The 22619-nt window shown below is 71.1% G+C and carries 20 protein-coding genes; 10 read left to right on the forward strand and 10 right to left on the reverse strand.

What is annotated here, in order from left to right; genetic code table 11:
* Positions 1-149: 149 nt before the first annotated feature.
* From ACFVZW_RS24870 to ACFVZW_RS24895, 6 genes are all read right to left on the reverse strand, one after another.
* Positions 150-1460 carry a DUF58 domain-containing protein gene (locus tag ACFVZW_RS24870; protein ID WP_384525155.1) on the reverse strand — a complete coding sequence of 437 codons (1311 nt, stop codon included), beginning with the start codon at positions 1458-1460 and terminating at the stop codon, positions 150-152.
* A gap of 12 nt (positions 1461-1472) precedes the next feature.
* A complete protein-coding gene (locus ACFVZW_RS24875) occupies positions 1473-2456 on the reverse strand; it encodes an AAA family ATPase (RefSeq protein ID WP_384525158.1) in 984 nt (327 codons plus the stop codon).
* The gene (locus ACFVZW_RS24880) at positions 2453-3649 is read right to left on the reverse strand and encodes a DUF4350 domain-containing protein (RefSeq protein ID WP_384525160.1); all 1197 of its coding nucleotides are present in this window, start codon (positions 3647-3649) and stop codon (positions 2453-2455) included. The genes ACFVZW_RS24875 and ACFVZW_RS24880 overlap by 4 nt, the downstream gene beginning before the upstream one ends.
* Entirely contained in the window at positions 3646-4317 is a 672-nt protein-coding gene (locus ACFVZW_RS24885) for a DUF4129 domain-containing protein (protein WP_384525229.1), read from the reverse strand. The genes ACFVZW_RS24880 and ACFVZW_RS24885 overlap by 4 nt, the downstream gene beginning before the upstream one ends.
* A gap of 22 nt (positions 4318-4339) precedes the next feature.
* A complete protein-coding gene (locus ACFVZW_RS24890; protein ID WP_384525163.1) occupies positions 4340-5566 on the reverse strand; it encodes a hypothetical protein in 1227 nt (408 codons plus the stop codon).
* A 295-nt stretch (positions 5567-5861) separates the two neighbouring features.
* Complete coding sequence (locus ACFVZW_RS24895) at positions 5862-6134, reverse strand: hypothetical protein (protein ID WP_384525166.1); 273 nt, start codon at positions 6132-6134, stop codon at positions 5862-5864.
* Between the two features lie 344 nt (positions 6135-6478).
* On the opposite strand from ACFVZW_RS24895, the gene mtrA reads away from it, so the two are divergent.
* The 6 genes from mtrA to ACFVZW_RS24925 all read left to right on the forward strand — a co-directional run bounded on the left by mtrA (position 6479) and on the right by ACFVZW_RS24925 (position 13910).
* The gene (gene mtrA, locus ACFVZW_RS24900) at positions 6479-7156 is read left to right on the forward strand and encodes a two-component system response regulator MtrA (RefSeq protein ID WP_009333493.1); all 678 of its coding nucleotides are present in this window, start codon (positions 6479-6481) and stop codon (positions 7154-7156) included.
* A 1-nt stretch (position 7157) separates the two neighbouring features.
* Positions 7158-9170, forward strand: a complete 2013-nt coding sequence (mtrB, locus tag ACFVZW_RS24905; protein ID WP_384525169.1) for an MtrAB system histidine kinase MtrB — start codon at positions 7158-7160, stop codon at positions 9168-9170.
* The gene (locus ACFVZW_RS24910; protein WP_384525172.1) at positions 9160-11028 is read left to right on the forward strand and encodes an LpqB family beta-propeller domain-containing protein; all 1869 of its coding nucleotides are present in this window, start codon (positions 9160-9162) and stop codon (positions 11026-11028) included. Before mtrB ends, ACFVZW_RS24910 begins: the two co-directional genes overlap by 11 nt.
* 126 nt (positions 11029-11154) lie before the next feature.
* Entirely contained in the window at positions 11155-11925 is a 771-nt protein-coding gene (locus tag ACFVZW_RS24915) for a ComF family protein (RefSeq protein ID WP_384525174.1), read from the forward strand.
* Between the two features lie 330 nt (positions 11926-12255).
* A complete protein-coding gene (hpf, locus tag ACFVZW_RS24920; protein WP_384525177.1) occupies positions 12256-12936 on the forward strand; it encodes a ribosome hibernation-promoting factor, HPF/YfiA family in 681 nt (226 codons plus the stop codon).
* A 218-nt stretch (positions 12937-13154) separates the two neighbouring features.
* Positions 13155-13910 (forward strand): response regulator, encoded by a 756-nt coding sequence (locus ACFVZW_RS24925; RefSeq protein WP_384525180.1) that lies wholly within the window; start codon positions 13155-13157, stop codon positions 13908-13910.
* Between the two features lie 21 nt (positions 13911-13931).
* Here the strand turns inward: ACFVZW_RS24925 and ACFVZW_RS24930 are convergent, their stop codons facing one another.
* Both ACFVZW_RS24930 and ACFVZW_RS24935 read right to left on the reverse strand, forming a co-directional pair.
* Positions 13932-15095: a winged helix-turn-helix domain-containing protein gene (locus ACFVZW_RS24930; protein ID WP_384525183.1), complete on the reverse strand. Its 1164-nt coding sequence runs from the start codon at positions 15093-15095 to the stop codon at positions 13932-13934.
* A 30-nt stretch (positions 15096-15125) separates the two neighbouring features.
* Entirely contained in the window at positions 15126-15710 is a 585-nt protein-coding gene (locus ACFVZW_RS24935) for a GNAT family N-acetyltransferase (protein ID WP_384525185.1), read from the reverse strand.
* Between the two features lie 239 nt (positions 15711-15949).
* Here ACFVZW_RS24935 and secA point away from each other — a divergent pair, with 239 nt between their 5' ends.
* Positions 15950-18760: a preprotein translocase subunit SecA gene (gene secA / locus ACFVZW_RS24940; RefSeq protein WP_384525187.1), complete on the forward strand. Its 2811-nt coding sequence runs from the start codon at positions 15950-15952 to the stop codon at positions 18758-18760.
* Positions 18761-18837: 77 nt separating this feature from the next.
* Here secA and ACFVZW_RS24945 read toward each other — a convergent pair whose 3' ends face one another.
* A complete protein-coding gene (locus ACFVZW_RS24945) occupies positions 18838-19419 on the reverse strand; it encodes an Rv3235 family protein (RefSeq protein WP_384525191.1) in 582 nt (193 codons plus the stop codon).
* 278 nt (positions 19420-19697) lie between these two features.
* Between ACFVZW_RS24945 and ACFVZW_RS24950 the strand changes: the two genes are divergently transcribed.
* The 3 genes from ACFVZW_RS24950 to ACFVZW_RS24960 all read left to right on the forward strand — a co-directional run bounded on the left by ACFVZW_RS24950 (position 19698) and on the right by ACFVZW_RS24960 (position 21558).
* On the forward strand, positions 19698-20204 hold the full coding sequence (locus ACFVZW_RS24950) for a DUF6912 family protein (RefSeq protein ID WP_384525193.1): 507 nt from the start codon (positions 19698-19700) through the stop codon (positions 20202-20204).
* A gap of 40 nt (positions 20205-20244) precedes the next feature.
* Positions 20245-20904, forward strand: a complete 660-nt coding sequence (locus ACFVZW_RS24955; protein ID WP_384525196.1) for an HAD family hydrolase — start codon at positions 20245-20247, stop codon at positions 20902-20904.
* A gap of 444 nt (positions 20905-21348) precedes the next feature.
* The gene (locus tag ACFVZW_RS24960; protein WP_384525198.1) at positions 21349-21558 is read left to right on the forward strand and encodes a hypothetical protein; all 210 of its coding nucleotides are present in this window, start codon (positions 21349-21351) and stop codon (positions 21556-21558) included.
* 290 nt (positions 21559-21848) lie between these two features.
* Here the strand turns inward: ACFVZW_RS24960 and ACFVZW_RS24965 are convergent, their stop codons facing one another.
* Complete coding sequence (locus ACFVZW_RS24965; protein ID WP_384525232.1) at positions 21849-22406, reverse strand: DJ-1/PfpI family protein; 558 nt, start codon at positions 22404-22406, stop codon at positions 21849-21851.
* Positions 22407-22619: the final 213 nt, after the last annotated feature.

Genomic DNA, 22619 nt, shown 5'->3' on the forward strand with positions numbered 1-22619 from the left:
GGTACTGCAGGGGGGACCCTGTGGGAGAGTAGGACGCCGCCGAACAATCATTGTGGGAAAGCCCCGCACCTTATGGTGCGGGGCTTTTCTGCGTTCTGGACCAGTCGGCATCATTCTGTGGACACCCCGAGGGGAGCCCACAGTCGTATTCAGAGGCGGCCGGCCGCCTTCAGCGCGAGGTAGGCGTCTGCCAGCGCGGGGGCGAGATCGTCAGGCGTCGCGTCGACGACCGTGACGCCGTGGCGGCGGAGTTGGTCCGCCGTGCGCTGGCGTTGGGCCTGGGCCTGGGTGGCGGCAGCGGCCTCGTATACGCCGTCGATCGTGCCGCGGTTCGCCGCCATGGCGGCCGTGTGCGGATCGGCCACCGAGGCGACCAGGACCGTGTGGCGCTGGGTGAGCTGAGGGAGGACCGGGAGGAGACCCTCCTCGATCGGGGCCGCATCGAGGCTCGTGAGCAGGACGAGGAGCGAGCGGCGCGGGGCCCGGGCCAGCGCGGTGGCCGCCAGGGAGCGGGCGTCGGTCTCCACGAGCTCGGGCTCGAGCGGGGCCAGGGCGTTGACCACTGCGGGCAGGACGTCGGCGGCCGAGCGGCCCTGGACCTGGGCGCGCAGGCGGCGGTCGTAGGCCAGGAGGTCGACGCGGTCGCCGGCGCGGGAGGCGAGGGCGGTGAGGAGCAGAGCGGCGTCCATCGCGGCGTCGAGGCGCGGGACGTCGCCGACTCGGCCCGCGGAGGTGCGGCCGGTGTCGAGCACGATCAGGATGTGGCGGTCGCGCTCGGGGCGCCATGTGCGGACGGCGACGGTGGTCTGGCGGGCGGTGGCTCGCCAGTCGATGGAGCGGGTGTCGTCACCGGGGACGTACTCGCGAAGGCTGTCGAACTCGGTGCCTTCGCCGCGGGTGAGGACGCTGGTGCGGCCGTCGAGTTCGCGGAGGCGGGCCAGTCGTGAGGGCAGGTGCTTGCGGCTGTTGAACGGCGGCAGGACCCGGACCGTCCAGGGGACGTCGTGGTTGCCCTGCCGGGCGGCCAGGCCGAGGGGGCCGTAGGAACGGACCGTGACGCGCTCCGCGTGGCGGTCGCCGCGGCGGGTGGGGCGCAGGGCCGTGGTGATCCGGCGGCGTTCGCCGGCGGGCACGGTGAGCTGCTGGCGGGACGCGGCCTGGTCGGTGCCCGGCAGCCAGCTGCTGGGCGGCCAGGCGTCGCGGAGTTGGGCGCGCAGGCGGCGTCGCGAGGTGTTGGTGACCGTGAGTTGTACCTCCGCCCCGTCACCCAGTCGAACTGTTGTGTCACCGCTTCGGGTGAACTGCAGCGTTCGCACTGGCGCGGCCATCGCGTAGTCGCACAGAATTGCGAGTGAGAGGGGCGCGTTCACCGCGAGCATCCCCGTCCAACTGGGGGCGAGGATGCCCACGGGGAGCGATCCGAGGGCGGCGAGCAGTGCGGTTCGTCCGGTGAGGGCCATGGGGCGCCGTTCTCAGCGGGGTACGGGGACGTGGGCGAGGATCGAGTTGATGACGGAGTCGGCGGTGACGCCCTCCATCTCGGCCTCGGGCCGCAGTTGGATGCGGTGGCGGAGAGTGGGCAGCGCCAGGGCCTTCACATCGTCCGGGGTGACGTAGTCCCGGCCGGTGAGCCAGGCCCAGGCGCGGGCGGTGGAGAGCAGGGCGGTGGCGCCTCGGGGGGAGACACCGAGGGTGAGCGAGGGGGATTCACGCGTGGCACGACAGATATCGACGACATAGCCGGCGATCTCGGGGGAGACCGAGGTCTTGGCGACGGCGTCGCGAGCGGCCTCGAGTGCGGCGGGGCCGGCGACCGGACGGACACCGGCGGCCTGGAGGTCGCGGGGGTTGAAGCCGTTCGCGTGCCGGGTCAGGACGTTGACCTCGTCCTCGCGAGAGGGCAGCGGGACGGTGAGCTTCAGGAGGAAGCGGTCGAGCTGGGCCTCGGGGAGGGGGTAGGTGCCCTCGTACTCGACCGGGTTCTGGGTCGCGGCGACCATGAAGGGGTCGGGCAGCGGGCGGGGCGTGCCGTCGACGGTGACCTGGCGCTCCTCCATCGCCTCCAGGAGCGAGGACTGCGTCTTCGGGGGCGTGCGGTTGATCTCGTCGGCGAGCAGCAGGTTGGTGAAGACGGGACCGGGCTGGAAGGAGAACTCCGCGGTACGGGCGTCGTAGACCAGTGAACCGGTGACGTCGCTCGGCATCAGGTCGGGGGTGAACTGGACGCGCTTGGTGTCCAGTTCGAGCGTGGCCGCGAGCGCACGGACGAGCAGCGTCTTGGCGACGCCGGGGACTCCTTCGAGGAGGACGTGGCCCCGGCAGAGCAGGGCGACGACGAGTCCGGTGACGGCGGGGTCCTGGCCGACCACCGCCTTCGCGATCTCGGTGCGCAGGGCCTCCAGGGAGGCGCGGGCGCTGTCCGAGTTCGTAGCGGTCTCGGGGGTCGGGGCGCTCATGAGGTGCGTACCTCTCTTTCGAGGGCGTCGAGTTGGTCTGCCAGGCGGATGAGAGCGGCGTCGTCGGCGGGAGCCGGGCCGAAGAGAAGGTCCCGGGGGTCTGCGGCGGTCTCGGCGAGTCGTGCGGAGATCGCGGGGAGCAGGGTCTCGGGGGAGTGGGCGTCCTGGGTGGCGACGCCGAGGAGCGGGGCGATCCGGGCGCGGGCCGCGGTGCGCAGGAGGGCGGCCGCGCGGTCGCGTGCGTTGCCCTTGCGGTAGAGGCGGGCGCGGCCCTCGGTGGCCTCGGAGGCCCGGATGGCGACGGGGAGACGTTCGGTCACGAGGGGGCCGAGGCGTCGGGCTCGCCAGATGGCGGCGAGGGCGGCGGCGACGGCGAGTTGGAGGGTGCCCCAGAGCCAGCCCGAGGGGATGAGCGAGAGGAAGCTGTCGGTGGCGCTGTCGGGGGACTCGCCCTCGGTGGCGGAAGTGTCGGAGAGGGAGGGGAGGTACCAGACGAGATGGCTGCGGGAGCCGAGGAGTTGCAGGGCGAGAGAGGCGTTGCCCTGCTTGTCGAGTCGCTCGTTGGTGAGGAAGTCGGCGGAGCCGAGGAGCACGGTGTCGCCGCCGGAGGTCGGGACCCTGAGCAGGGTGGCCATCCCGTCGCCGAGGTAGCAGGAGTCGGCCGAGTCGATCCCGGTGGTGTACCGCTCGCCGCCGATGTCGACGCTGCCGGCGCGGACGGCGGCGGGCAGGGAGCACTGGGGCTCACGGGTGGTCACGGAGGTGCTGGTGGCGACGGTGACGCCGGGGGCCAGGGTGCCGAGGGAGGGACGGCCCGCGCCGACGAGGACGGTGCGGCCGTGAGAATCCGTCATGGCTTTGTGCAGCACGGACTGCTGATGGTCGGTCAGCAGGTCCGGGGTGGTGACGAGGAGTGTGCTGTCGGCTTCGGTGGCGGCGGTGACCTCGTCGAGGGTGGTGACCACCCGGATGCTCACGCCCTGGGCCTTGAGGATCTCGGCGACGGCTCGGCTGCCGTTGGGGTCGGCGGAGCGGGGGTCGAGGTGGCCGTGGTGGTCGGACGACTGCACGGTCGCCAGGACTATGCCGCCGATCAGGATCAGGGCGAGCACGAGGAGTGCTCCGCGGGTCCGGGTCCAGATCTGGCGGGCGGAGAGGGAGGCCGAGGTGGCGCTGGTGCGCGGCCGGCTCATTCGGGCGCCCCCGTGGCTGCGGTGTCGAGGGTGGGCTTGGTCCGCTCCAGGGACACGTCCAGTTCCTCGATGCGGCGGTATGCGGGCTCGTCGGCCGTGCGGCCGCCGTATGTGACGTCGTCGAAGGAGCGTGCGGCGGAACGGAGTTCGTCCGTGTGGGAGGGCAGGGAGCGGCCCGCCTCCGCGGCGGCCTCGTCGGCGGTGCGGCCGGGGCGCGGGTCGAGGAGGGTGCGTTCCTCCAGGGAGCGGACGATGGCCCGCATCCGCTCCTGGACCGCCTGGTTCCAGCGGCCGGCGGAGGCATGCCGGGCGGCGGCGGTCCGGTGCTGGTCGGCGGTGCGGGGGCCGTCCTCGAAGAGGGAGTCCCCTGTGGTGGGGGTCCGCTGCGGGGTGCCGAGCCGCCACCAGAGGGCGGCGACCAGGGCGAGCACGACCACGACGATCGCGAGAAGTCCCAGCAGGCCACCGGGGGTTGCCCCGGAAGCCGAACTGAAGAGGTCGTCGACCCACTCCCAGAAGCGGTCGAGGCCGCGTTCGAGAAGGCTGGGGTCGTTCTCGTGGTACATCGGTTTGGACAGTTCCCGCTCCGCCGCCTCTCGGGCGGGGACGCGGGGGATGTCCAGCGGTACGTCGTCGCCGGCCCGGATCGGCAGCCGCGCCGTGGTCATGCCCCCCGTGTTGTGCACCCCGTCAGCTCCCGGTGGCGTGTTCGCCGGGTGCGGGGCCGTAGCCGGGGAGGCCGGCGGCCCGGGCGAGTTCGAGGTCCAGGGCCTCGCGGCGGATGCGCTGGTCCACGTAGAGGAGGACGGTGACACCGGCGGAGATCGGGTAGGTGACCGCGCTGGTGATGACGCCGCCGATGCCGGTGATGATCAGGAACGACCAGCCGAACTCGGGGGTGGAGCCCGAGGCCAGGCCGCTGAAGCCCTCGCCGTCGACGACGATCGCGAGGATGGCGAAGGGGACGGTGATGATCATCCCCACGATGAGGAGCAGCAGCTGCGTCAGCAGCGTGATGCCGAAGATGCGCCACCAGGAGCCCTGCACGAGCTTGGCGGAGCGCTTCATCGACTGGAGGACGCCCTGTCGCTCCAGCATCAGGGCCGGCGAGGCCAGGCTGAAGCGGATCATCAGCCAGACGACGACGACCACGCCGGCAATGGCGCCGAGGACGACGAGCGCGCCGCCGGTCACGTCGCCGAGGAGGATTCCGGGCAGCATGGCGCCGAAGACGATCGCCGCGCTCATCACCGGGAGCAGCAGGGTCAGCCCGAGCAGCCGGAGCAGTCGCGGGCGGGCCTCCTGCCAGGCGGCACCGATCGAGACCGGGCGGCCGAGGACCGCGCGGCTGATCACCACGGTGAGGAGTGCGGCGCTCACCAGCGTCGCCATCAGGAGGATGAGGATCGCGGGGATCGAACCGACCAGCGACGTCTGCAGGGAGTCGCCGAGCTGCGCCATGGCCTCGTCGGGGGAGGCGTTCGGGTCGATCGCGGGCGGTGTCGGGACCAGGAACCGCTGGACGAGGATGTCGGCGACCTGCGAGATCACGGCGACGGCGACCGTGATGGTCAGGACCGTTCGCCAGTAGGTGCGCATCGTCGACACGGCGCCGTCGAGGATCTCGCCCATGCCCAGAGGGCGCAGCGGGATCACACCGGGCTTGGCGGCCGGCGGCTTGCCCCAGTTCCCGTGCTGCGGCGGACCGCCCCAGCCCTGGCCGGGCTGAGGTGCGGGGGCCTGGCCGGGGACGGGGGCGGTCGGCGGGGACCACTGTCCGGCGGGCGGCTGGTCCTTGGACCACTGGGGGGCGGAGCCGTTCGCGTCACCGGGCGTCGCGGGCCGGGGAACCCCGGTACCGTCCTGGCCGTCGGAGGGAGCAGATCCGGGCGAGGTCCAGCCCGGAGTGTCGTTCACGGTCGTCCACCTCGAGGAATGGTCGCGGGGCCGGCGAGCCGGCACGGTCTCTGCGGCCGATCGCCTGTCCGGGCGGCGGGCCGTGAGCCATCGTGCCACGAGGGGCCCGCCGGTGGGCGGGGGCCGTATCCCCATTCTCGTCTTCATTGCGGGCGCTACAGAGGGCAGACTGGGCGGATGCCTGATCAGTGCGCACAAACCGCAGCGGCGGCGGGCAGGGCGGGGACGAGCGCTCCGGATCGGACCGGGGTCTTGAGCGGCGCCCAGTGTCTCTCCCCAGGACAGTGGTCGGGTGTCACGGTGACGACGGATTCGTGGGCACGGTCAGGGCCGAGGGAGCCAGTACCCACAGCAAGGCCCGGCCGGTCAGTGGCGTCGTGGCGATCAGGGGGCCCAGGGCCAGGCTCTGACTGGCGGGCAGTGCGTCGCTGCCCAGCAGTGCCAGTACGAAGCCGACGGTCAGAACGATGACGAACGCGATCGTGTGGTAGCCGATCCACTGCCAGTACAGGCGAGCGTCCCAGCCGCTCGGTGAGGCCGGCTTGAGGCCCGAGGCGGAAGCTGTCATCACTCACCCCTTCCCGTGCCCTCGGCGCGGGAGAACCACACTGGCGGGCCGCTCGGGGACCCGAAGCCGCGAGTGGGGCGCCCGGGGAGCCGCCGATCGGGTGGAGTGCTCGGCGATGCTTTCGGTTTCGTGGTTCTGCTGTCCGATCCGGCGGCTCTCGACCGTAGGCCCCGGCCAGCGGCGCGGGGTACGGTTCTGGGCGGCCACGGGGGTGACATCCATGACTGACATCAACACCCACGGACACGGACGGTCATCGGAAGCCGATCCGGGACGATGCCGCAGGTCAGTGAGGTATCTCACCAGCCGCCTTGAGACTGATACGGAAATGGGATGATGTCGATATGAAGGGACGCGTTCTTGTCGTCGACGACGACACCGCACTGGCCGAGATGCTCGGCATCGTGCTGCGGGGTGAAGGGTTCGAGCCGTCGTTCGTAGCGGACGGCGACAAGGCGCTTGCCGCATTCCGTGAGGCCAAGCCGGACCTGGTGTTGCTGGACCTCATGCTGCCCGGCAGGGACGGCATCGAGGTGTGCCGGCTCATCAGGGCCGAGTCCGGGGTGCCCATCGTCATGCTCACGGCCAAGAGCGACACCGTCGACGTGGTGGTGGGGCTCGAGTCCGGGGCGGACGACTACATCGTCAAGCCGTTCAAGCCGAAGGAGCTCGTCGCCCGTATCCGGGCGCGGCTGCGGAGGTCGGAGGAGCCCGCGCCGGAGCAGCTCGCCATCGGCGATCTGGTCATCGACGTGGCCGGTCACTCGGTGAAGCGGGACGGGCAGTCCATCGCCCTGACGCCGCTCGAGTTCGATCTGCTCGTCGCGCTGGCCCGTAAGCCGTGGCAGGTGTTCACCCGCGAGGTCCTGCTGGAGCAGGTCTGGGGCTACCGGCACGCGGCCGACACCCGGCTGGTGAACGTGCATGTCCAGCGGCTGCGCTCGAAGGTCGAGAAGGACCCGGAGCGCCCGGAGATCGTGGTCACCGTCCGGGGTGTCGGTTACAAGGCGGGGCCGAGCTGACATGAGCATAGGCAGTACTGCTCCGAAGCCCGGGGAACCGGGAGTCCGGTCGGGGCGGACTGCCGGACCGAGGCGGGGGGGCTCGCGATTCGGCCGTCTGTTCCATGGCGGACGCCTGCTCCAGGACGGGGCACCGGGTGGACCGGTGCTCCGGCTCTTCGCACGCTGGGTGCGCCGTCCGTTGCTGCCCGCCGTGCGGCTGTGGCGGCGCAACATCCAGCTGCGCGTCGTCGCGGGCACCCTGCTGATGTCACTCGGTGTGGTGCTGCTGCTCGGCCTGGTCGTCATAGGCCAGGTCCGCAACGGTCTGCGTGAGGCCAAGGAACAGGCCGCCCAGAGTCAGGCCGCAGGCGGTTTCTCGGCCGCCCAGGACAAGGCGGCGACGACCCCGTACGTGCCCGGTGGGCAGGACGGCGGCCGCGCCGGTGCCTCGCTGACCTGGCGCTCCACGCTGGTCGAGCAGCTCGCCAGTGGTGGCCAGAGCGCCTTCAACGTGGTCGCGCTGTCCCTGGAGGACTCGGACGGACCCGCGAGCCGCGGAGCCCGTGCCTCCGGCGAGGTCGATCCGGCCACGAGCATCCCCGACGACCTGCGGCACTACGTGGGCCAGGGCGCGGGCACCTTCCAGACGTACACCCGGATCCACTACACCAACGGCAAGGACTCCGAGGCCGGGCTGGTCATCGGCAAGCGGCTCAACGACGCCGAGGGCACCCAGTACGAGCTGTACTACCTCTTCCCGCTGACGCACGAGGAGGACTCCCTCGGCCTGGTGAAGGGCACGCTGGCGACCGCCGGGCTGTTCGTGGTCGTGCTGCTCGGCGCCATCGCATGGCTGGTCGTGCGCCAGGTCGTCACACCCGTGCGGATGGCGGCGGGGATCGCCGAGCGGCTCTCCGCCGGCCGTCTCCAGGAGCGGATGAAGGTCACCGGCGAGGACGACATCGCCCGGCTCGGTGAGGCCTTCAACAAGATGGCGCAGAACCTCCAGCTGAAGATCCAGCAGCTGGAGGAGCTGTCGCGGATGCAGCGGCGGTTCGTCTCGGACGTGTCGCACGAGCTGCGTACACCGCTGACGACGGTACGGATGGCGGCGGACGTCATCCACGAGGCCCGGATGGACTTCGACCCGGTCACCGCGCGCTCCGCCGAGCTGCTCGGCGACCAGCTCGACCGTTTCGAGTCGCTGCTCGCCGATCTGCTGGAGATCAGCCGTTTCGACGCGGGAGCCGCGGCGCTGGAGGCCGAGCCGATAGACCTGCGTCAGGTGGTCCGGCGGGTCATCGGCGGCGCGGAGCCGCTCGCCGAGCGCAAGGGCGGCCGGATCGTGGTCGTCGGCGACGAGCAGCCGGTCGTGGCCGAGGCGGACGCCCGCCGGGTCGAGCGGGTGCTGCGCAATCTCGTCGTCAACGCCGTCGAGCACGGCGAGGGCCGGGACGTGATCGTCCGGCTGGCCGCCGCGGGCGGTGCCGTCGCCGTGGCCGTACGGGACTACGGCGTGGGGCTCAAGCCGGGCGAGGCGACCCGGGTCTTCAACCGGTTCTGGCGGGCGGACCCGGCACGCGCGCGTACCACCGGCGGTACGGGCCTGGGCCTGTCGATCGCGGTGGAGGACGCGCGGCTGCACGGTGGCTGGCTCCAGGCGTGGGGCGAGCCCGGCGGTGGCTCGCAGTTCCGGCTCACCCTGCCGAGGACGGCGGACGAGCCCCTGCGCGGATCCCCGATCCCGCTGGAGCCGGAGGACTCGCGGCGCAATCGTGAGCAGGCGGCGGCCGCCGAGCGGGGGCGGGAGAGCGGGGCACGCCGGGCGACCGTGCCGGTGCAGCACCCGGGGGACCGTCCGGCGCTGTCCGTGCCGCCGCGGCTTCCGACGGTGCCGCGGGCCACGGTGGATCCGACGGCCCTGCCGGGCAGTGGTGCGCGGGTGGTCGCGCGGACGGCGGCCGAGGCCGACAGCGGTGAGGCGATGGCGTCGGCGAACGCCGAGGGGGAGGACCGAACAGGTGAGCGCTGACTCTCGAGGGCAGCGGTCGTCCGGTGCCGTGCGGGCAGGTGTGCTGTTCGCCTGCGGCGGCGTGCTGGCGACCGGTTGCGCGACGATGCCCGACAGCGGGGACGTACGGAGCGTGAAGGCGTCCAACCCGGGCGACTCGCAGGTCCGGGTGTATGCCGTGCAGCCGCGGGAGAACGCGGAGCCCGACGAGATCGTCGACGGCTTCCTCGAGGCCATGACCAGTGACGACCCCGGTTTCGCCACGGCCCGGAAGTATCTGACGAAGGATGCCGCGCGGACCTGGAAGCCCGGGCAGAGCATCACCGTGCTCACCACGGCGCCGGACCGTGAGCAGGCCGACCGGATCGCGGACCCGGAAAGCCAGGGGCGGTCGTATCCGATCCGCGGCCGACAGATCGCCACGGTGGACGCCCGGCATGCGTACCAGCCGATGAGCCCTGCCGAGTACAAGGACTTCATCCACGTGGTGCAGCAGCCCTCCGCGGACGGCAAGGGCAAGGAGTGGCGCATCGACCACCTGCCGCCCGGGCTCGTGCTCAGTGAGGCCGACTTCCAGCGCAACTACCGCTCCGTCAACAAGTACTACTTCGCCTCGGGGCAGGAGTGGGTCGTCGCCGACCCGGTGTACATCCGGCAGCGGCAGGACCCGGTGACCCGGATGGATCCGGTGACCCAGACCGTCAAGGCCCTGCTCGAGGGGCCGACGAACTGGCTGAAGCCGGCGGTGGATTCGCGCTTTCCCTCCGGTACGGAGCTGAAGGAGGGCGTCACCTCGCTCACGACGGACGACCAGTCCACGCTGAAGGTGCCGCTCAACGCCAAGGCCGACCGGGTGGGCGGGGAGGTGTGCCGGCGGATGGCGGCTCAGTTGCTGTTCACGCTCGGCGATCTGACGTCCGTACGGGTCGAGCAGGTGGAGCTCCAGCGGGGCTCGGACGGCGGGCGGCTGTGTGTGCTGTCGAAGGCGCAGGCGGAGGAGTTCGCCCCGGTGCACGACTCGGGCAGGGCGGAGAACCCGTTCTTCGTCGACGAGCACGGCATGGTGAAGACGCTGCCGGTCGGCGGCAAGGAGGACGCGGAGGCGGACGCGACGCTCGGGCCCTTCGGCAAGGGCGCGATGCCGCTGCGGTCGGTCGCGGTGGACCGTGAGGAGAGCCGGGCGGCCGGGGTCGGCAAGGACGGACGGGAGCTGCGCGTGGCGTCGATCCTCTCCGACGACGAGCTGCCTCCCGCGCTGGTGTCGAGCGGTGCGGCCCGGCCCGAGGACCGGTTGTCCGCGCCGAGCTGGGACGGCCGGGGCGATCTGTGGGTCGCGGACCGCGACCCGGTGAAGCCGCGCCTGTGGATGGTCCCGGGTGGTGCCGGGGAACCCGTCGAGGTCCGGGCCCCCTGGCTCGCGGACGGGGCCCGGGTCGAATCGCTGCGGGTCTCCGCGGACGGCGTGCGGATCGCGCTGCTGCTCAAGGAGAAGGAAGGCCGCACCACCCTGAAGATCGGCCGGGTGGAGCGAGAGGGCAGTGGGACGCAGCAGACCGTGTCGGTCGTCGATCTGCAGCCCGTCGCGCCGCGGATGGAGGCCGTCACTGCCGTGTCCTGGGCCGGTCCGAGCAGGCTCGTCGTGGTCGGCAAGGAGGCGGGTGGCGTCCAGCAGATCCGCTACATCCAGACGGACGGCGCGACCTCCACGGCTTCGGTGCTGCCCGGCCTGAACGGGGTGACGGCCGTCGCCGCGCCGAACGACGAGCGCGCACCGGTGGTCGCCGACTCGGGCAACGACGGCATCGTGCGTCTGATGCCGGGCGCGAACTGGCAGCGGATGGTCAAGGTCGCGGGCTCCGCGCCGGTCTATCCGGGGTAGCCGCCGAACGCAGGTTCTCCGGCCCCCGCTCGCCCGGGAGGGCCGGCTCCCGGCCCGTGGCCGGACCTCGCCGACCCGTTGTCCACAGGGGTGGCCGCCAGGGTCCGGCAGGAGGACAGTGGAGCCATGCGGGGGTGGTGGCGCGAGATCGCCGGACTGGTGCTGCCGGTCGCCTGCGGAGGCTGCGGCAGGCCCCGTACGGAGTTGTGCCCGCGGTGCCGGGAGGAGCTGGCAGGCCCCGGCCCGCGCCGGGTGCGGCCCGTTCCCGAGCCGGCCGGGCTGCCGGTCGTCCATGCCTCGGCGCCGTACGCCGACGCCGTACGTTCGATCCTTCTCGCCCACAAGGAGCGTGGCGCGCTCTGTCTGGCCGGACCTCTCGGGTCGGCGCTCGCGGGCGCCGTGGAGGCTGCTGCCGGGCGCTGTGACGCCTCGGGGACCGGCCCCCTTCTCCTGGTACCGGTGCCCTCCTCACGTCGCTCGGTGCGGGCGCGTGGCCACGATCCGACCCGGCGCATCGCGCTCGCGGCGGCGGGCCGCCTGCGCAGTCGGGGGCGGGCCGCTCGGGTGATTCCGGTGCTGCGCCAGCGCCGCGCCGTGGCGGACCAGTCGGGGCTCGGTGCCCGTGGACGGTTCGCCAATCTGGCCGGGGCGCTGGAGGTCGTGGCCGGAGGCGCGCGGCTCATGGAGGGCGGCCGGGTGGTGCTGGTCGACGATCTGATGACCACGGGCGCCTCGTTGACGGAGGCGGCGCGGGCACTCAGTGCCGTACACCTGCCGTTCATTCGGGCACGGAGTGAAGGCACGGCGGAAAACGGCACGCCGGAAAGGGGATTCGCACACGCCGCGGCGGCGGTAGTCGCATGTTCTCCGTCGTCGTTCGAAATAAACCGGAACTGACTGAGAACTTGCATCGTTGCAGGTGGTGAGAGGTGAGAACACCCGAACGGAGGTATGTGGCGGTAGCGGGTGCCGACACCCGTCCGAACGAGCTATGTTCGGTTGTGAGGAATGGCGAATGCTACGCCTCAGCGAATGCACGGGTGCGCCTACAGGACAGGAGTTCAGGGCGAATTAACCTCGGGTCGGTGGGGTGGGGATCTTGCCGGCTGGGGAGGAGGAGGTGAAAGTCGCCAAGTCCGAGGCTCCGGCATTCACCGGAGTCTGGTGCAAAGGGAGAAGCTCGACGGCCGAGGAGCCGTTCTGAGCGATCCGGGAACGGAGTTCTGCGTGGACATCGTCGTCAAGGGCCGCAAGACCGAGGTGCCCGAGCGGTTCCGCAAGCACGTGGCCGAGAAGCTGAAGCTGGAGAGAATCCAGAAGCTCGACGGCAAGGTGATCAGCCTCGACGTCGAGGTGTCCAAGGAGCACAACCCGCGGCAGGCCGACAGGTCGGACCGTGTAGAGATCACCCTCCACTCCCGAGGCCCGGTGATCCGGGCGGAAGCGGCAGCAGGCGACCCGTACGCAGCGCTCGACCTCGCCAGCGACAAGCTGGACGCGCGACTGCGCAAGCAGCACGACAAGCGGTACACCCGCCGTGGCAACGGCAGGCTGTCGGCAGCCGAGGTCGCCGACGTGGTGCCGGGCGTCGCACAGCTCAACGGGAACGGCCAGCTGGTGGGCGAGGAGTCCGGCGGGGTGCCCACTACGATGATGGGCTCGATCGAAGTGCAGGGCGAAGGCCCGCTGGTGGTCCGCGAGAAGACGCACCGGGCCGCCCCGATGACCCTCGACCAGGCGCTCTACGAGATGGAGCTCGTCGGTCACGACTTCTACCTGTTCGTCGACTCCGACACCAAGCAGCCGAGTGTCGTCTACCGGCGGCACGCATACGACTACGGCGTCATCCATCTGGAGAGCGACCCGCTCGCCGAGGGCGGCGGCGCCGGTGGTGCCCTCGGCGGCTGACCCACAGCCCCAGCGCCACCTCTACTCTGTCCGTCACGGTGCCCCTGGAGCGCCCCTTGCGCCCCCAGGGGCACCCCCGTGCGACCCCGTGGTGGCCACGGGATCACCGCACTGTCGTCCGGGCATGAAATCATGGCGTGCACGCCAACCGGTGTTTTGAGAGCAGCGGTTGGAGGACCGAACACGAATTCAGGCCACGGCCTTCAGGGGGAGGAACGATGGCGGACAGCTTCGGGCCGGTGCACAGCGGGCGAGAGCCTGATGGCGCGGCCACCCCCGAGGGATCGGATTCGGACAGCGGGGACTCCCGCAAAGAGCCGATCCGGGTCCTCGTGGTGGATGACCATGCCCTCTTCCGACGCGGCCTGGAGATCGTCCTCGCCCAGGAGGAGGACATCCAGGTCGTCGGCGAGGCGGGCGACGGGGCGGAGGCCGTCGACAAAGCCGCCGACCTGCTGCCCGACATCGTGCTGATGGATGTCCGGATGCCCAAGCGCGGCGGAATCGAGGCCTGCACCTCCATCAAGGAAGTCGCTCCAAGCGCGAAGATCATCATGCTGACGATCAGCGACGAGGAGGCCGATCTCTACGAAGCGATCAAGGCGGGCGCGACCGGCTATCTCCTGAAGGAGATCTCCACCGACGAGGTCGCCACCGCGATTCGCGCGGTGGCCGACGGCCAGTCGCAGATCAGCCCGTCGATGGCGTCCAAGCTCCTCACCGAGTTCAAGTCGATGATCCAGCGCACGGACGAGCGCCGACTGGTACCGGCGCCCCGGCTGACCGACCGTGAGCTGGAAGTCCTCAAGCTCGTCGCGACCGGGATGAACAACCGGGACATCGCCAAGGAGTTGTTCATCTCCGAGAACACGGTGAAGAACCACGTGCGCAACATCCTGGAGAAGCTCCAGCTGCACTCCAGGATGGAGGCCGTGGTCTACGCGATGCGGGAGAAGATCCTCGAGATCCGCTGACGCGGGGAAGGATCCGCGGGATCAGGCGAGGGCGGCCGTCAGCGGGGCGATCAGCTCCGGGCGGTCCGCCCGCTCGATCCGCACGGAGTCGCAGCCCACCCATCCGGCCGCCTCGCGCAGCGCCTGCGCCATCGGACCGACCGCCTTGGGGGACTCCAGCGACACCTGCCGGGCCACCAGCGTCCTGCCCTCGCGCGCCGGGTCGACGCGGCCCAGCAGCTTCCCGCCCGCCAGCAGCGGCATGGCGAAGTAGCCGTGCACGCGCTTCTGCTTCGGCACGTACGCCTCCAGGCGGTGGGCGAAGCCGAAGATCCGCTCCGTGCGCGCCCGCTCCCAGATCAGCGAGTCGAACGGCGACAGCAGCGTCGTACGGTGCCGGCCGCGCGGCTCCGTCGCCAGCGCCGCGGGATCGGCCCAGGCCGGCTTGGCCCAGCCCGCCACCGTCACCGGCACGAGCCCGGAAGCCTCCACCACGGCGTCGAACGCCTCGCCCTTGATCCGGTGGTAGTCGGCGATGTCGGCGCGCGTGCCCACACCCAGCGCCTCGCCCGCCTGCCGCACCAGCCGCCGCAGACACTCCGTGTCGTCCAGGTCGACCTGGAGCAGGGCGTCCGGGATCGCCCGCTCGGCCAGGTCGTAGACCCGCTTCCAGCCGCGCCGCTCGGTGCAGACCACCTCGCCGTACATCAGCGCCCGCTCGACGGCGATCTTCGACTCGGACCAGTCCCACCACTCGCCCTTGTTCTTCGCGCCGCCGAGCTCCGTCGCGGTCTGCGGGCCCCCCGTACGCAGCTGCTTGATCACGGCGTCGTACGCGCCGTCGGGCAGATCGTGGTGCCACTGCGGACGGGAGCGGTAGGCACGGCGCCGGAAGGCGAAGAGCGGCCACTCCTCGACCGGCAGGATGCAGGCCGCATGCGACCAGTACTCGAAGGCATGCCCCTCGGTCCAGTACGCGTCCTCGACCGTCGTGCGGCCCACCGCGCCCAGGCGCGCGTACGGGATCAGCTCGTGCGAGCGGGCCAGGACGGAGATCGTGTCGAGCTGGACCTGGCCCAGGTGCCGCAGCACGCCCCGCACCCCCGCGCGGCGGTCGGGTGCGCCCAGGAACCCCTGGGCGCGCAGGGCGATCCGGCGGGCCTCGTCCGCGGACAGTTCGGCAACAGGCAGCGGCGCAGTCGTCATGATCCGCAGCCTAGAGGCCGGCACTGACAGTCATCCCAGGGTCTGGGAAGTCGCCGCCGGATACGGCAGGGCGCACGGCAGGCCGAGGTCGGACGGGAGCAGCGCGCCGACCCAGGCGTCCCGCAGCACTCCGTTGTTCGGCAGCGCGGCACGCAACACACCCTCGACCGCGAAACCGGCCTTCTCCGCGGTCGCCCGCGAGCCCGCGTTGCCGACCTCGGCGCGCCACTCCAGGCGCGTGCAGCGAAGCTCCGTGAAGGCCCAGCCGGCCAGTGCGAGGACGGCCTCCGTCATATAGCCGCGGCCCCGGTGCTCCTTGGCCGTCCAGAAGCCGACCTCCCACGTGCCCGAGCGCGGATGGTGCAGGGCGACGGCGGCGAGGATCGGGCCGCCCTCCCGGGGCCGTACGGCGAAGCTGTACTCGGTGTCGTCGCGCCAGCCGTCGGGGACGACACGGTTCAGGAAGAACTCGGCGTCCTGACGCCCGTAGGGCGAGGGGACGGTCGTCCAGCGCTGGATCTCGGGGTCCTGGCAGATCGTGTGGACCTCGTCGGCGTCCTCCGGCGCGAACCTGCCGAGGGCCAGACGTTCCGTGATCAGTGTCTTCGGCTCCATGACGGAATTCTGGTGAGCGGAGCGTCGCGAAGCGAACACTTTTCGGACCCTGCGGCACCTTCGGCGCGTCTCGCGCGTTCTCATTCCGGGCAGCGGTGACGCTCCGGCCCTTCGGGCCTCCCGGCGCGGCGGCGGTCTCGCTTACGATGGCCGTTGCGGTGGGGACCACCTGCCGTGCCCGCGCCCGAGTCCATCACAAGACCCAGTGCCAGGCCCGACCGGCAAGGAGACCAGCCTCAGTGTCCGTCTTCAACAAGCTCATGCGTGCAGGCGAAGGCAAGATCCTGCGCAAACTGCACCGCATCGCGGACCAGGTCAACTCCATCGAAGAGGACTTCGTCAACCTCTCCGACGCCGAGTTGCGGGGGCTCACCGAGGAGTACAAGCAGCGGTACGCCGACGGTGAGAGCCTCGACGACCTGCTCCCCGAGGCCTTCGCGACCGTCCGCGAGGCCGCCAAGCGCGTCCTCGGCCAGCGCCACTACGACGTCCAGCTGATGGGCGGCGCCGCCCTGCACCTCGGCTACGTGGCCGAGATGAAGACCGGTGAGGGCAAGACCCTCGTCGGCACGCTCCCGGCGTACCTGAACGCGCTGTCCGGCAAGGGCGTGCACCTGATCACGGTGAACGACTACCTGGCCGAGCGCGACTCCGAGATGATGGGTCGCGTCCACAAGTTCCTGGGCCTCGAGGTCGGCTGCATCCTCGCCAACATGACCCCGGCCCAGCGTCGCGAGCAGTACGCCTGCGACATCACGTACGGCACGAACAACGAATTCGGCTTCGACTACCTGCGCGACAACATGGCGTGGTCCAAGGACGAGCTCGTCCAGCGCGGCCACAACTTCGCCTGTGTCGACGAGGTCGACTCGATCCTCGTCGACGAGGCCCGTACGCCGCTGATCATCTCCGGCCCGGCCGACCAGGCCACCAAGTGGTACGGCGACTTCGCCAAGCTGGTCACCCGCCTCACCAAGGGTGAGGCCGGAAACCCGCTCAAGGGCATCGAGGAGACCGGCGACTACGAGGTCGACGAGAAGAAGCGCACCGTCGGCATCCACGAGTCCGGCGTCGCCAAGGTCGAGGACTGGCTGGGCATCGACAACCTCTACGAGTCGGTGAACACCCCGCTCGTCGGGTACCTGAACAACGCCATCAAGGCCAAGGAACTGTTCAAGAAGGACAAGGACTACGTCGTCATCGACGGCGAAGTCATGATCGTCGACGAGCACACCGGCCGTATCCTCGCCGGCCGCCGCTACAACGAGGGCATGCACCAGGCGATCGAGGCGAAGGAAGGGGTGGACATCAAGGACGAGAACCAGACCCTCGCCACGATCACCCTGCAGAACTTCTTCCGCCTCTACGACAAGCTCTCCGGCATGACCGGTACGGCCATGACCGAGGCGGCCGAGTTCCACCAGATCTACAAGCTCGGCGTCGTCCCGATCCCGACGAACAGGCCCATGGTCCGCAAGGACCAGTCGGACCTGATCTACCGGACCGAGGTCGCCAAGTTCGCCGCCGTCGTCGACGACATCGCGGAGAAGCACGAGAAGGGCCAGCCGATCCTCGTCGGTACGACGTCGGTCGAGAAGTCCGAGTACCTCTCCCAGCAGCTCTCCAAGCGCGGCATCCAGCACGAGGTGCTCAACGCCAAGCAGCACGACCGTGAGGCGACGATCGTCGCCCAGGCCGGCCGCAAGGGCGCCGTCACCGTCGCCACGAACATGGCCGGCCGAGGCACCGACATCAAGCTCGGCGGCAACCCGGACGACCTGGCCGAGGCCGAGCTGCGCCAGGCGGGCCTGGACCCGGTCGAGCACGTCGAGGAGTGGGCCGCGGCCCTCCCGGCCGCCCTGGAGCGTGCCGAGGCTGCCGTGAAGGCGGAGTTCGAGGAGGTCAAGGAGCTCGGCGGGCTGTACGTGCTGGGCACCGAGCGCCACGAGTCCCGCCGGATCGACAACCAGCTGCGCGGTCGTTCCGGCCGCCAGGGCGACCCGGGCGAGTCCCGCTTCTACCTCTCCCTCGGCGACGACCTGATGCGCCTGTTCAAGGCCCAGATGGTCGAGCGCGTCATGGCCATGGCCAACGTGCCGGACGACGTGCCGATCGAGAACAAGATGGTGACCCGCGCGATCGCCTCCGCGCAGTCCCAGGTCGAGACCCAGAACTTCGAGACGCGCAAGAACGTCCTGAAGTACGACGAGGTCCTCAACCGGCAGCGTGAGGTCATCTACGGCGAGCGCCGCCGCGTCCTGGAGGGCGAGGACCTGCACGAGCAGATCCAGCACTTCATGGACGACACGATCGACGACTACATCCGCCAGGAGACCGCCGAGGGCTTCGCGGAGGAGTGGGACCTCGACCGGCTGTGGACCGCGTTCAAGCAGCTCTACCCGGTGAAGGTCACCGTGGACGAGCTGGAGGAGGCGGCCGGCGACCGCGCGGGCATCACCGCCGAGTTCATCGCCGAGTCCGTCAAGGACGACATCCACGAGCAGTACGCCGCCCGCGAGAAGTCGCTCGGCTCGGACATCATGCGTGAGCTGGAGCGGCGCGTGGTCCTCTCCGTGCTCGACCGCAAGTGGCGCGAGCACCTCTACGAGATGGACTACCTCCAGGAGGGCATCGGCCTGCGCGCCATGGCACAGAAGGACCCGCTGGTCGAGTACCAGCGCGAGGGCTTCGACATGTTCACCGCCATGATGGAGGGCATCAAGGAGGAGTCCGTCGGCTACCTGTTCAACCTGGAGGTCCAGGTCGAGCAGCAGGTCGAGGAGGTCCCGGTGAAGGACGCGGCTCCCTCGCTCACCAAGGAGGACGCCGTGCCGGCGCCCGCCGGGCGACCGGAGATCCGCGCCAAGGGGCTCGACGCCCCGCAGCGGCCGGACCGGCTGCACTTCACCGCGCCCAAGGTGGACGGCGACGGCAGTGTCGTCGAGGGCGACTTCGTGAGCGAGGACGCCTCGGCCGGCGGTGACGGTCTGACGCGGGCGGAGCGTCGCAAGGCGCAGAAGAGCAGCGGCGGGCGTCGCCGCAAGAAGTAGCCCCCAGCGGGGAGGAGGGGCCGGGCACCTGATGAGGGTGGCCGGCCCCTCCGCCATGTCCGGCCGGTCATGGCGGGTCATGGCCGGGCCTGGGCGGGCACGCGGGGTTCGACGGGCGCGGGCGACCGGGTCTCCACGCGCGCGTGGAGACCGTCCAGCTCGACGGCGGCGCAGCGCCACCGACGGTCGGCGCCGCGTTCCAGACGGAAGGCCATGGCCCTGATCCGTTCGCCGGTGGCGACGGTCGCACAGACCTCGACGGCATCCGTCCTGGGCGGGTGGAAGCGGCAGGTACGGAGCACGGGGCGGGCGCCCAGGGACCTGAAGGGGGTTTCCGGGGCGAGCTGGACGAGCTGTTCGTACGCCTCTCCGACCGTCATGCCGAGCATCCAGTGGACGGGCCGCTCGCCGCTGAGGACGGCGAGAAGGCGCTCGGCGAAGAGAGCATGCGGTGGGAGCGCGCGAGGCCGCGTACGGACGCGTGAGGGGGCTTCGGGGCGGGATCCGGCGGAGCCGCGGGGGCCGGTGCCGGCGGGGCCGCGGGGCGCGGTGCGGGGGCGAGGAGTACGTGGACGAGTCGTCGCCGCGGGGGTGAGCGAGGGAGCCGGCTCGGACGGGGTCGGCGGCGTGGTGGTGCGCGTCGTGGTGATGGCGTCCATGGGCGGATCCCCGTTCCGTACGGCCTCGGTGGTCTACCGGGCGGTAACTTCTGTTGGGGATCTTGTACGGGGGTGCTCGACGCCCCCGCAAGGCTCCGTGACGGCCCGCGCGGCCGTTCCGCAGCTTCACCTATCAGAGTGACGGGAAGGTCCTCCCGGTCTGTCGGCGCAAGGGTGGGGGATCCCTCGGGTGGACCCGAGAGACGGCGGCCTGGGGACCCCGAAGGGGGACTCCGCACGTATCCTGAGGGCGTTTCCGACTACGAAAGCGGCCAGCCATGCGCGTGTACGTCCCCCTGACCCTCGCCGGTCTCGCACAGGCGCACAAGGCGGGCGAGCTGGGCCCGGGTCCGCTGACCGCGTACGCCGTGACCCCAGCCCTGCGCGAGTGGTACGTCTCCGACGACATCGAGGAGCTGGAGTACGCCGCGCTCAGCCGGGCCGCGTCCGCGTCCCTGCGGCTGCTCGCCGGGGACCCCTCGGCGGCACGGCGCCGGATCGTCGTCGCCGTCGACGTGCCGGACAAGGAGGCGGTGGTCGACCCCGACCGTGGCCTGGACGCCTCCTCGCTGGGTGAGGTCCGTATCGCCGGAGCCGTACCGCTGGCGAAGGCGGCGGCCGTGCACGCCGACGCGGACGACGCCGAGGCGGACGTCTCGGCGGCCGCGGACGCGCTGGGGGCGGCGGACCAGGGTGACGACGACGCCCAGTTCACGGTGGACGGCGCCGAGGACCACGAGCTGCTCTGGTTCGGGGTGCAGGAGATTCCGGGGCTGCTGGGCTGACGGACGTCGCCCTGTCGGCGGGTGCCGGTACCGTCTTCGCATGGGGAAGCACGGAAAGCACCTGGTCTGGGACTGGAACGGCACGCTGCTCGACGACATCGACGCGGTCATCGGGGCGACGAACGCCGCCTTCGCCGAGCTGGGCCTGGAGCCGATCACGCTCGCGCGCTACCGGGACCTGTACACGGTGCCGGTGCCGAAGTTCTACGAACGGCTGATGGGGCGGCTGCCCACGGACGCCGAGTGGGAGCTGATGGACGGCGCGTTCCACCGCCACTACTGGCAGCGGGCCGAGGACTGTGGGCTGACGGCCGGGGCGGCGGAGCTGCTGGCCGCGCGGCAGGCGTCCGGTTTCACGCAGTCGCTGCTCTCCCTGGCTCCGCATGCCGAGCTGATACCGCTGGTGCGGAGGCACGGGATCGAGGAGCGGTTCGTGCGGGTGGACGGGCGCACCGGGTCGTCGATGGAGGGGAAGTCGGCGCACATGGTCCGCCACCTGGAGGCGCTCGGCGGTGTCGATCCGGTACGGATCGTGGTGATCGGGGACGCCGCCGACGACGCGCGGGCGGCGGCGCACGTGGGGGCGCGTGCCGTTCTGTACACCGGGGGGTCGCACAGCAGGGCGTCGCTGGAGGCGGTGGGAGTGCCCGTGGTCGACTCGCTCGCGGAGGCGGTCGCCGTGGCGGAGGAGCTGGTCTAGAGGAGCTCCTCCGGAGGGGCTGGTCCAGGGGCGGAGCCGGTCGGGACGCGAGCCTGGGACTGCGTCGGCCGTGCCGTCAAGTCCCAGGTTCGACCAATCAGGCGCCGGACGCTGTCCACAGTGTCAAAGTTCCACCCCGGGTTTTGTACACATACGGACCATGACGACTCCCCAGGTGGGACCGGTAGGCTCGGCACTGCTGACGGAAGGTCACACGGCTCAACGGGCACACGCCCAGGGCGTGTTGATCGGAGAAGGCCGATAACGACCCGGTCGTTTCTCACGCCGGGCGAGAATCCTGTCGCGGATGCGGAGCGCATCCGACAGCCCCTGAACGTGGCGAAGGGAGATCCGGAGAAGGCCCTAGCTTGCCGGCCGGCCTCTCCCGCGGATCTCCCCTCGCGCGCCGACGGGGCACCCCCTGTTGCGAGGAGAGTGGTTCCCTTGGCGTCTCACGACGGTATCTCAGGCAAGGCCCCGGGCGGCAGCCGTGCGCTGGCGTGGTTCACGGCCTGCGTGGGCCTGCTGGCGCTGGTCGTCGCGGCGGTCCTGGCCGTGGGCGGGCATGGCGAGGCGGCTGTGGCCGTGGGCGCGGTCGGCGTTGCCGTCGCCGGTGGTGGCGGGCTGCGGGTGACGGTGAACGTCCGCCGGTGAGCGAGGGCGGAGCAGGCGCGCGGAAGGGGCCGAAGACCGGCCCCGCCCGCGCGGTCGCCCCGCGTGCCAGCCCGCCGCATGCCAGCCCGCCGCGTCGAGCCCGCCGCGTCGAGCCCGGTGGGTCAGTCCGCAGCCCCGAGCCCGGCGTGCCAGTCCGCCGCGCCCACCTTGGGCGGGTCTAACCGCCCCGCCTGGCTCGGGCGCGGGTCGAATCGCCCCGCCTGGCTCGTGCGGGGCGACCCGCCCCGCCTGGCTCGGGCGGGGCGACCCGCCCCGCCGCTCCCCGCGTGTCAGCCCGCCGCGCGCAGGATCTTCAGGAATTCGCGCATCCAGGCCGGGTGGTCCGGCCAGACCCTGGAGGAGACCAGGGTGCCGTCCACCACCGCCTCCGTGTCCTGGAAGCCGGCGCCCGCCGCCTGCATGTCGAGTTCCAGGGCCGGGTACGCCGTGACCCTGCGGCCCTCCAGGCCGCCGATCGCCGCCGTCAGGAGCGGGCCGTGGCAGATCTGGGCCACCGGCTTGTCCGCGTCGAAGAACGACTTGAGGATCTTGCGGAGCTCCGGGTCGTTGCGGAGGTACTCCGGGGCCCTGCCGCCCGGGATCACGACCGCGATGTAGTCGCCCGGATCCACTTCCGAGAACGCCAGGTCGGCGGGCCAGCTGTAGCCCGGCTTCTCGGTGTACGTGTCGTAGCCCGGCTCGAAGTCGTGCACCACGAACCGCAGCTGCTTGCGCGCCGGAGCGGCGATGTGGACCTCGTACCCCTCTTCGAGAAGACGCTGGTACGGGTACATGACCTCCAGCGATTCCGCCGCGTCCCCGGTCACGATCAAGATCTTCGCCATGATGACTCCCAGATCGGTGGGTACCCCGCGTCCACGTTGCCCGCGGCGCCCCGCTTTGCCAAGAGGACATGTGTCGCTGTCCATAACGTCAAACTTCCACCCCCTCTTTTGTACACATACGGACCATGACGACTCCGGGGTGGAGAGCGATAGGCTTTTCCCGTGATCAGCGCGATACGCCGAGGGGGCAGCGAAGCCCCCGGCTCTCGCCCGGTC

This window comes from Streptomyces sp. NPDC059567, assembly GCF_042735655.1.
Lineage (GTDB): Bacteria > Actinomycetota > Actinomycetes > Streptomycetales > Streptomycetaceae > Streptomyces.

Coding starts and splice junctions, on each gene's coding strand:
- ACFVZW_RS24870 (WP_384525155.1), bottom strand. CDS start 1,460: ATGGCCCTCACCGGACGAACCGCACTGCTCGCCGCCCTCGGATCGCTC.
- ACFVZW_RS24875 (WP_384525158.1), bottom strand. CDS start 2,456: ATGAGCGCCCCGACCCCCGAGACCGCTACGAACTCGGACAGCGCCCGC.
- ACFVZW_RS24880 (WP_384525160.1), bottom strand. CDS start 3,649: ATGAGCCGGCCGCGCACCAGCGCCACCTCGGCCTCCCTCTCCGCCCGC.
- ACFVZW_RS24885 (WP_384525229.1), bottom strand. CDS start 4,317: ATGACCACGGCGCGGCTGCCGATCCGGGCCGGCGACGACGTACCGCTG.
- ACFVZW_RS24895 (WP_384525166.1), bottom strand. CDS start 6,134: ATGACAGCTTCCGCCTCGGGCCTCAAGCCGGCCTCACCGAGCGGCTGG.
- mtrA (WP_009333493.1), top strand. CDS start 6,479: ATGAAGGGACGCGTTCTTGTCGTCGACGACGACACCGCACTGGCCGAG.
- mtrB (WP_384525169.1), top strand. CDS start 7,158: ATGAGCATAGGCAGTACTGCTCCGAAGCCCGGGGAACCGGGAGTCCGG.
- ACFVZW_RS24915 (WP_384525174.1), top strand. CDS start 11,155: ATGCGGGGGTGGTGGCGCGAGATCGCCGGACTGGTGCTGCCGGTCGCC.
- ACFVZW_RS24925 (WP_384525180.1), top strand. CDS start 13,155: ATGGCGGACAGCTTCGGGCCGGTGCACAGCGGGCGAGAGCCTGATGGC.
- ACFVZW_RS24930 (WP_384525183.1), bottom strand. CDS start 15,095: ATGACGACTGCGCCGCTGCCTGTTGCCGAACTGTCCGCGGACGAGGCC.
- ACFVZW_RS24935 (WP_384525185.1), bottom strand. CDS start 15,710: ATGGAGCCGAAGACACTGATCACGGAACGTCTGGCCCTCGGCAGGTTC.
- ACFVZW_RS24945 (WP_384525191.1), bottom strand. CDS start 19,419: ATGGACGCCATCACCACGACGCGCACCACCACGCCGCCGACCCCGTCC.
- ACFVZW_RS24950 (WP_384525193.1), top strand. CDS start 19,698: ATGCGCGTGTACGTCCCCCTGACCCTCGCCGGTCTCGCACAGGCGCAC.
- ACFVZW_RS24955 (WP_384525196.1), top strand. CDS start 20,245: ATGGGGAAGCACGGAAAGCACCTGGTCTGGGACTGGAACGGCACGCTG.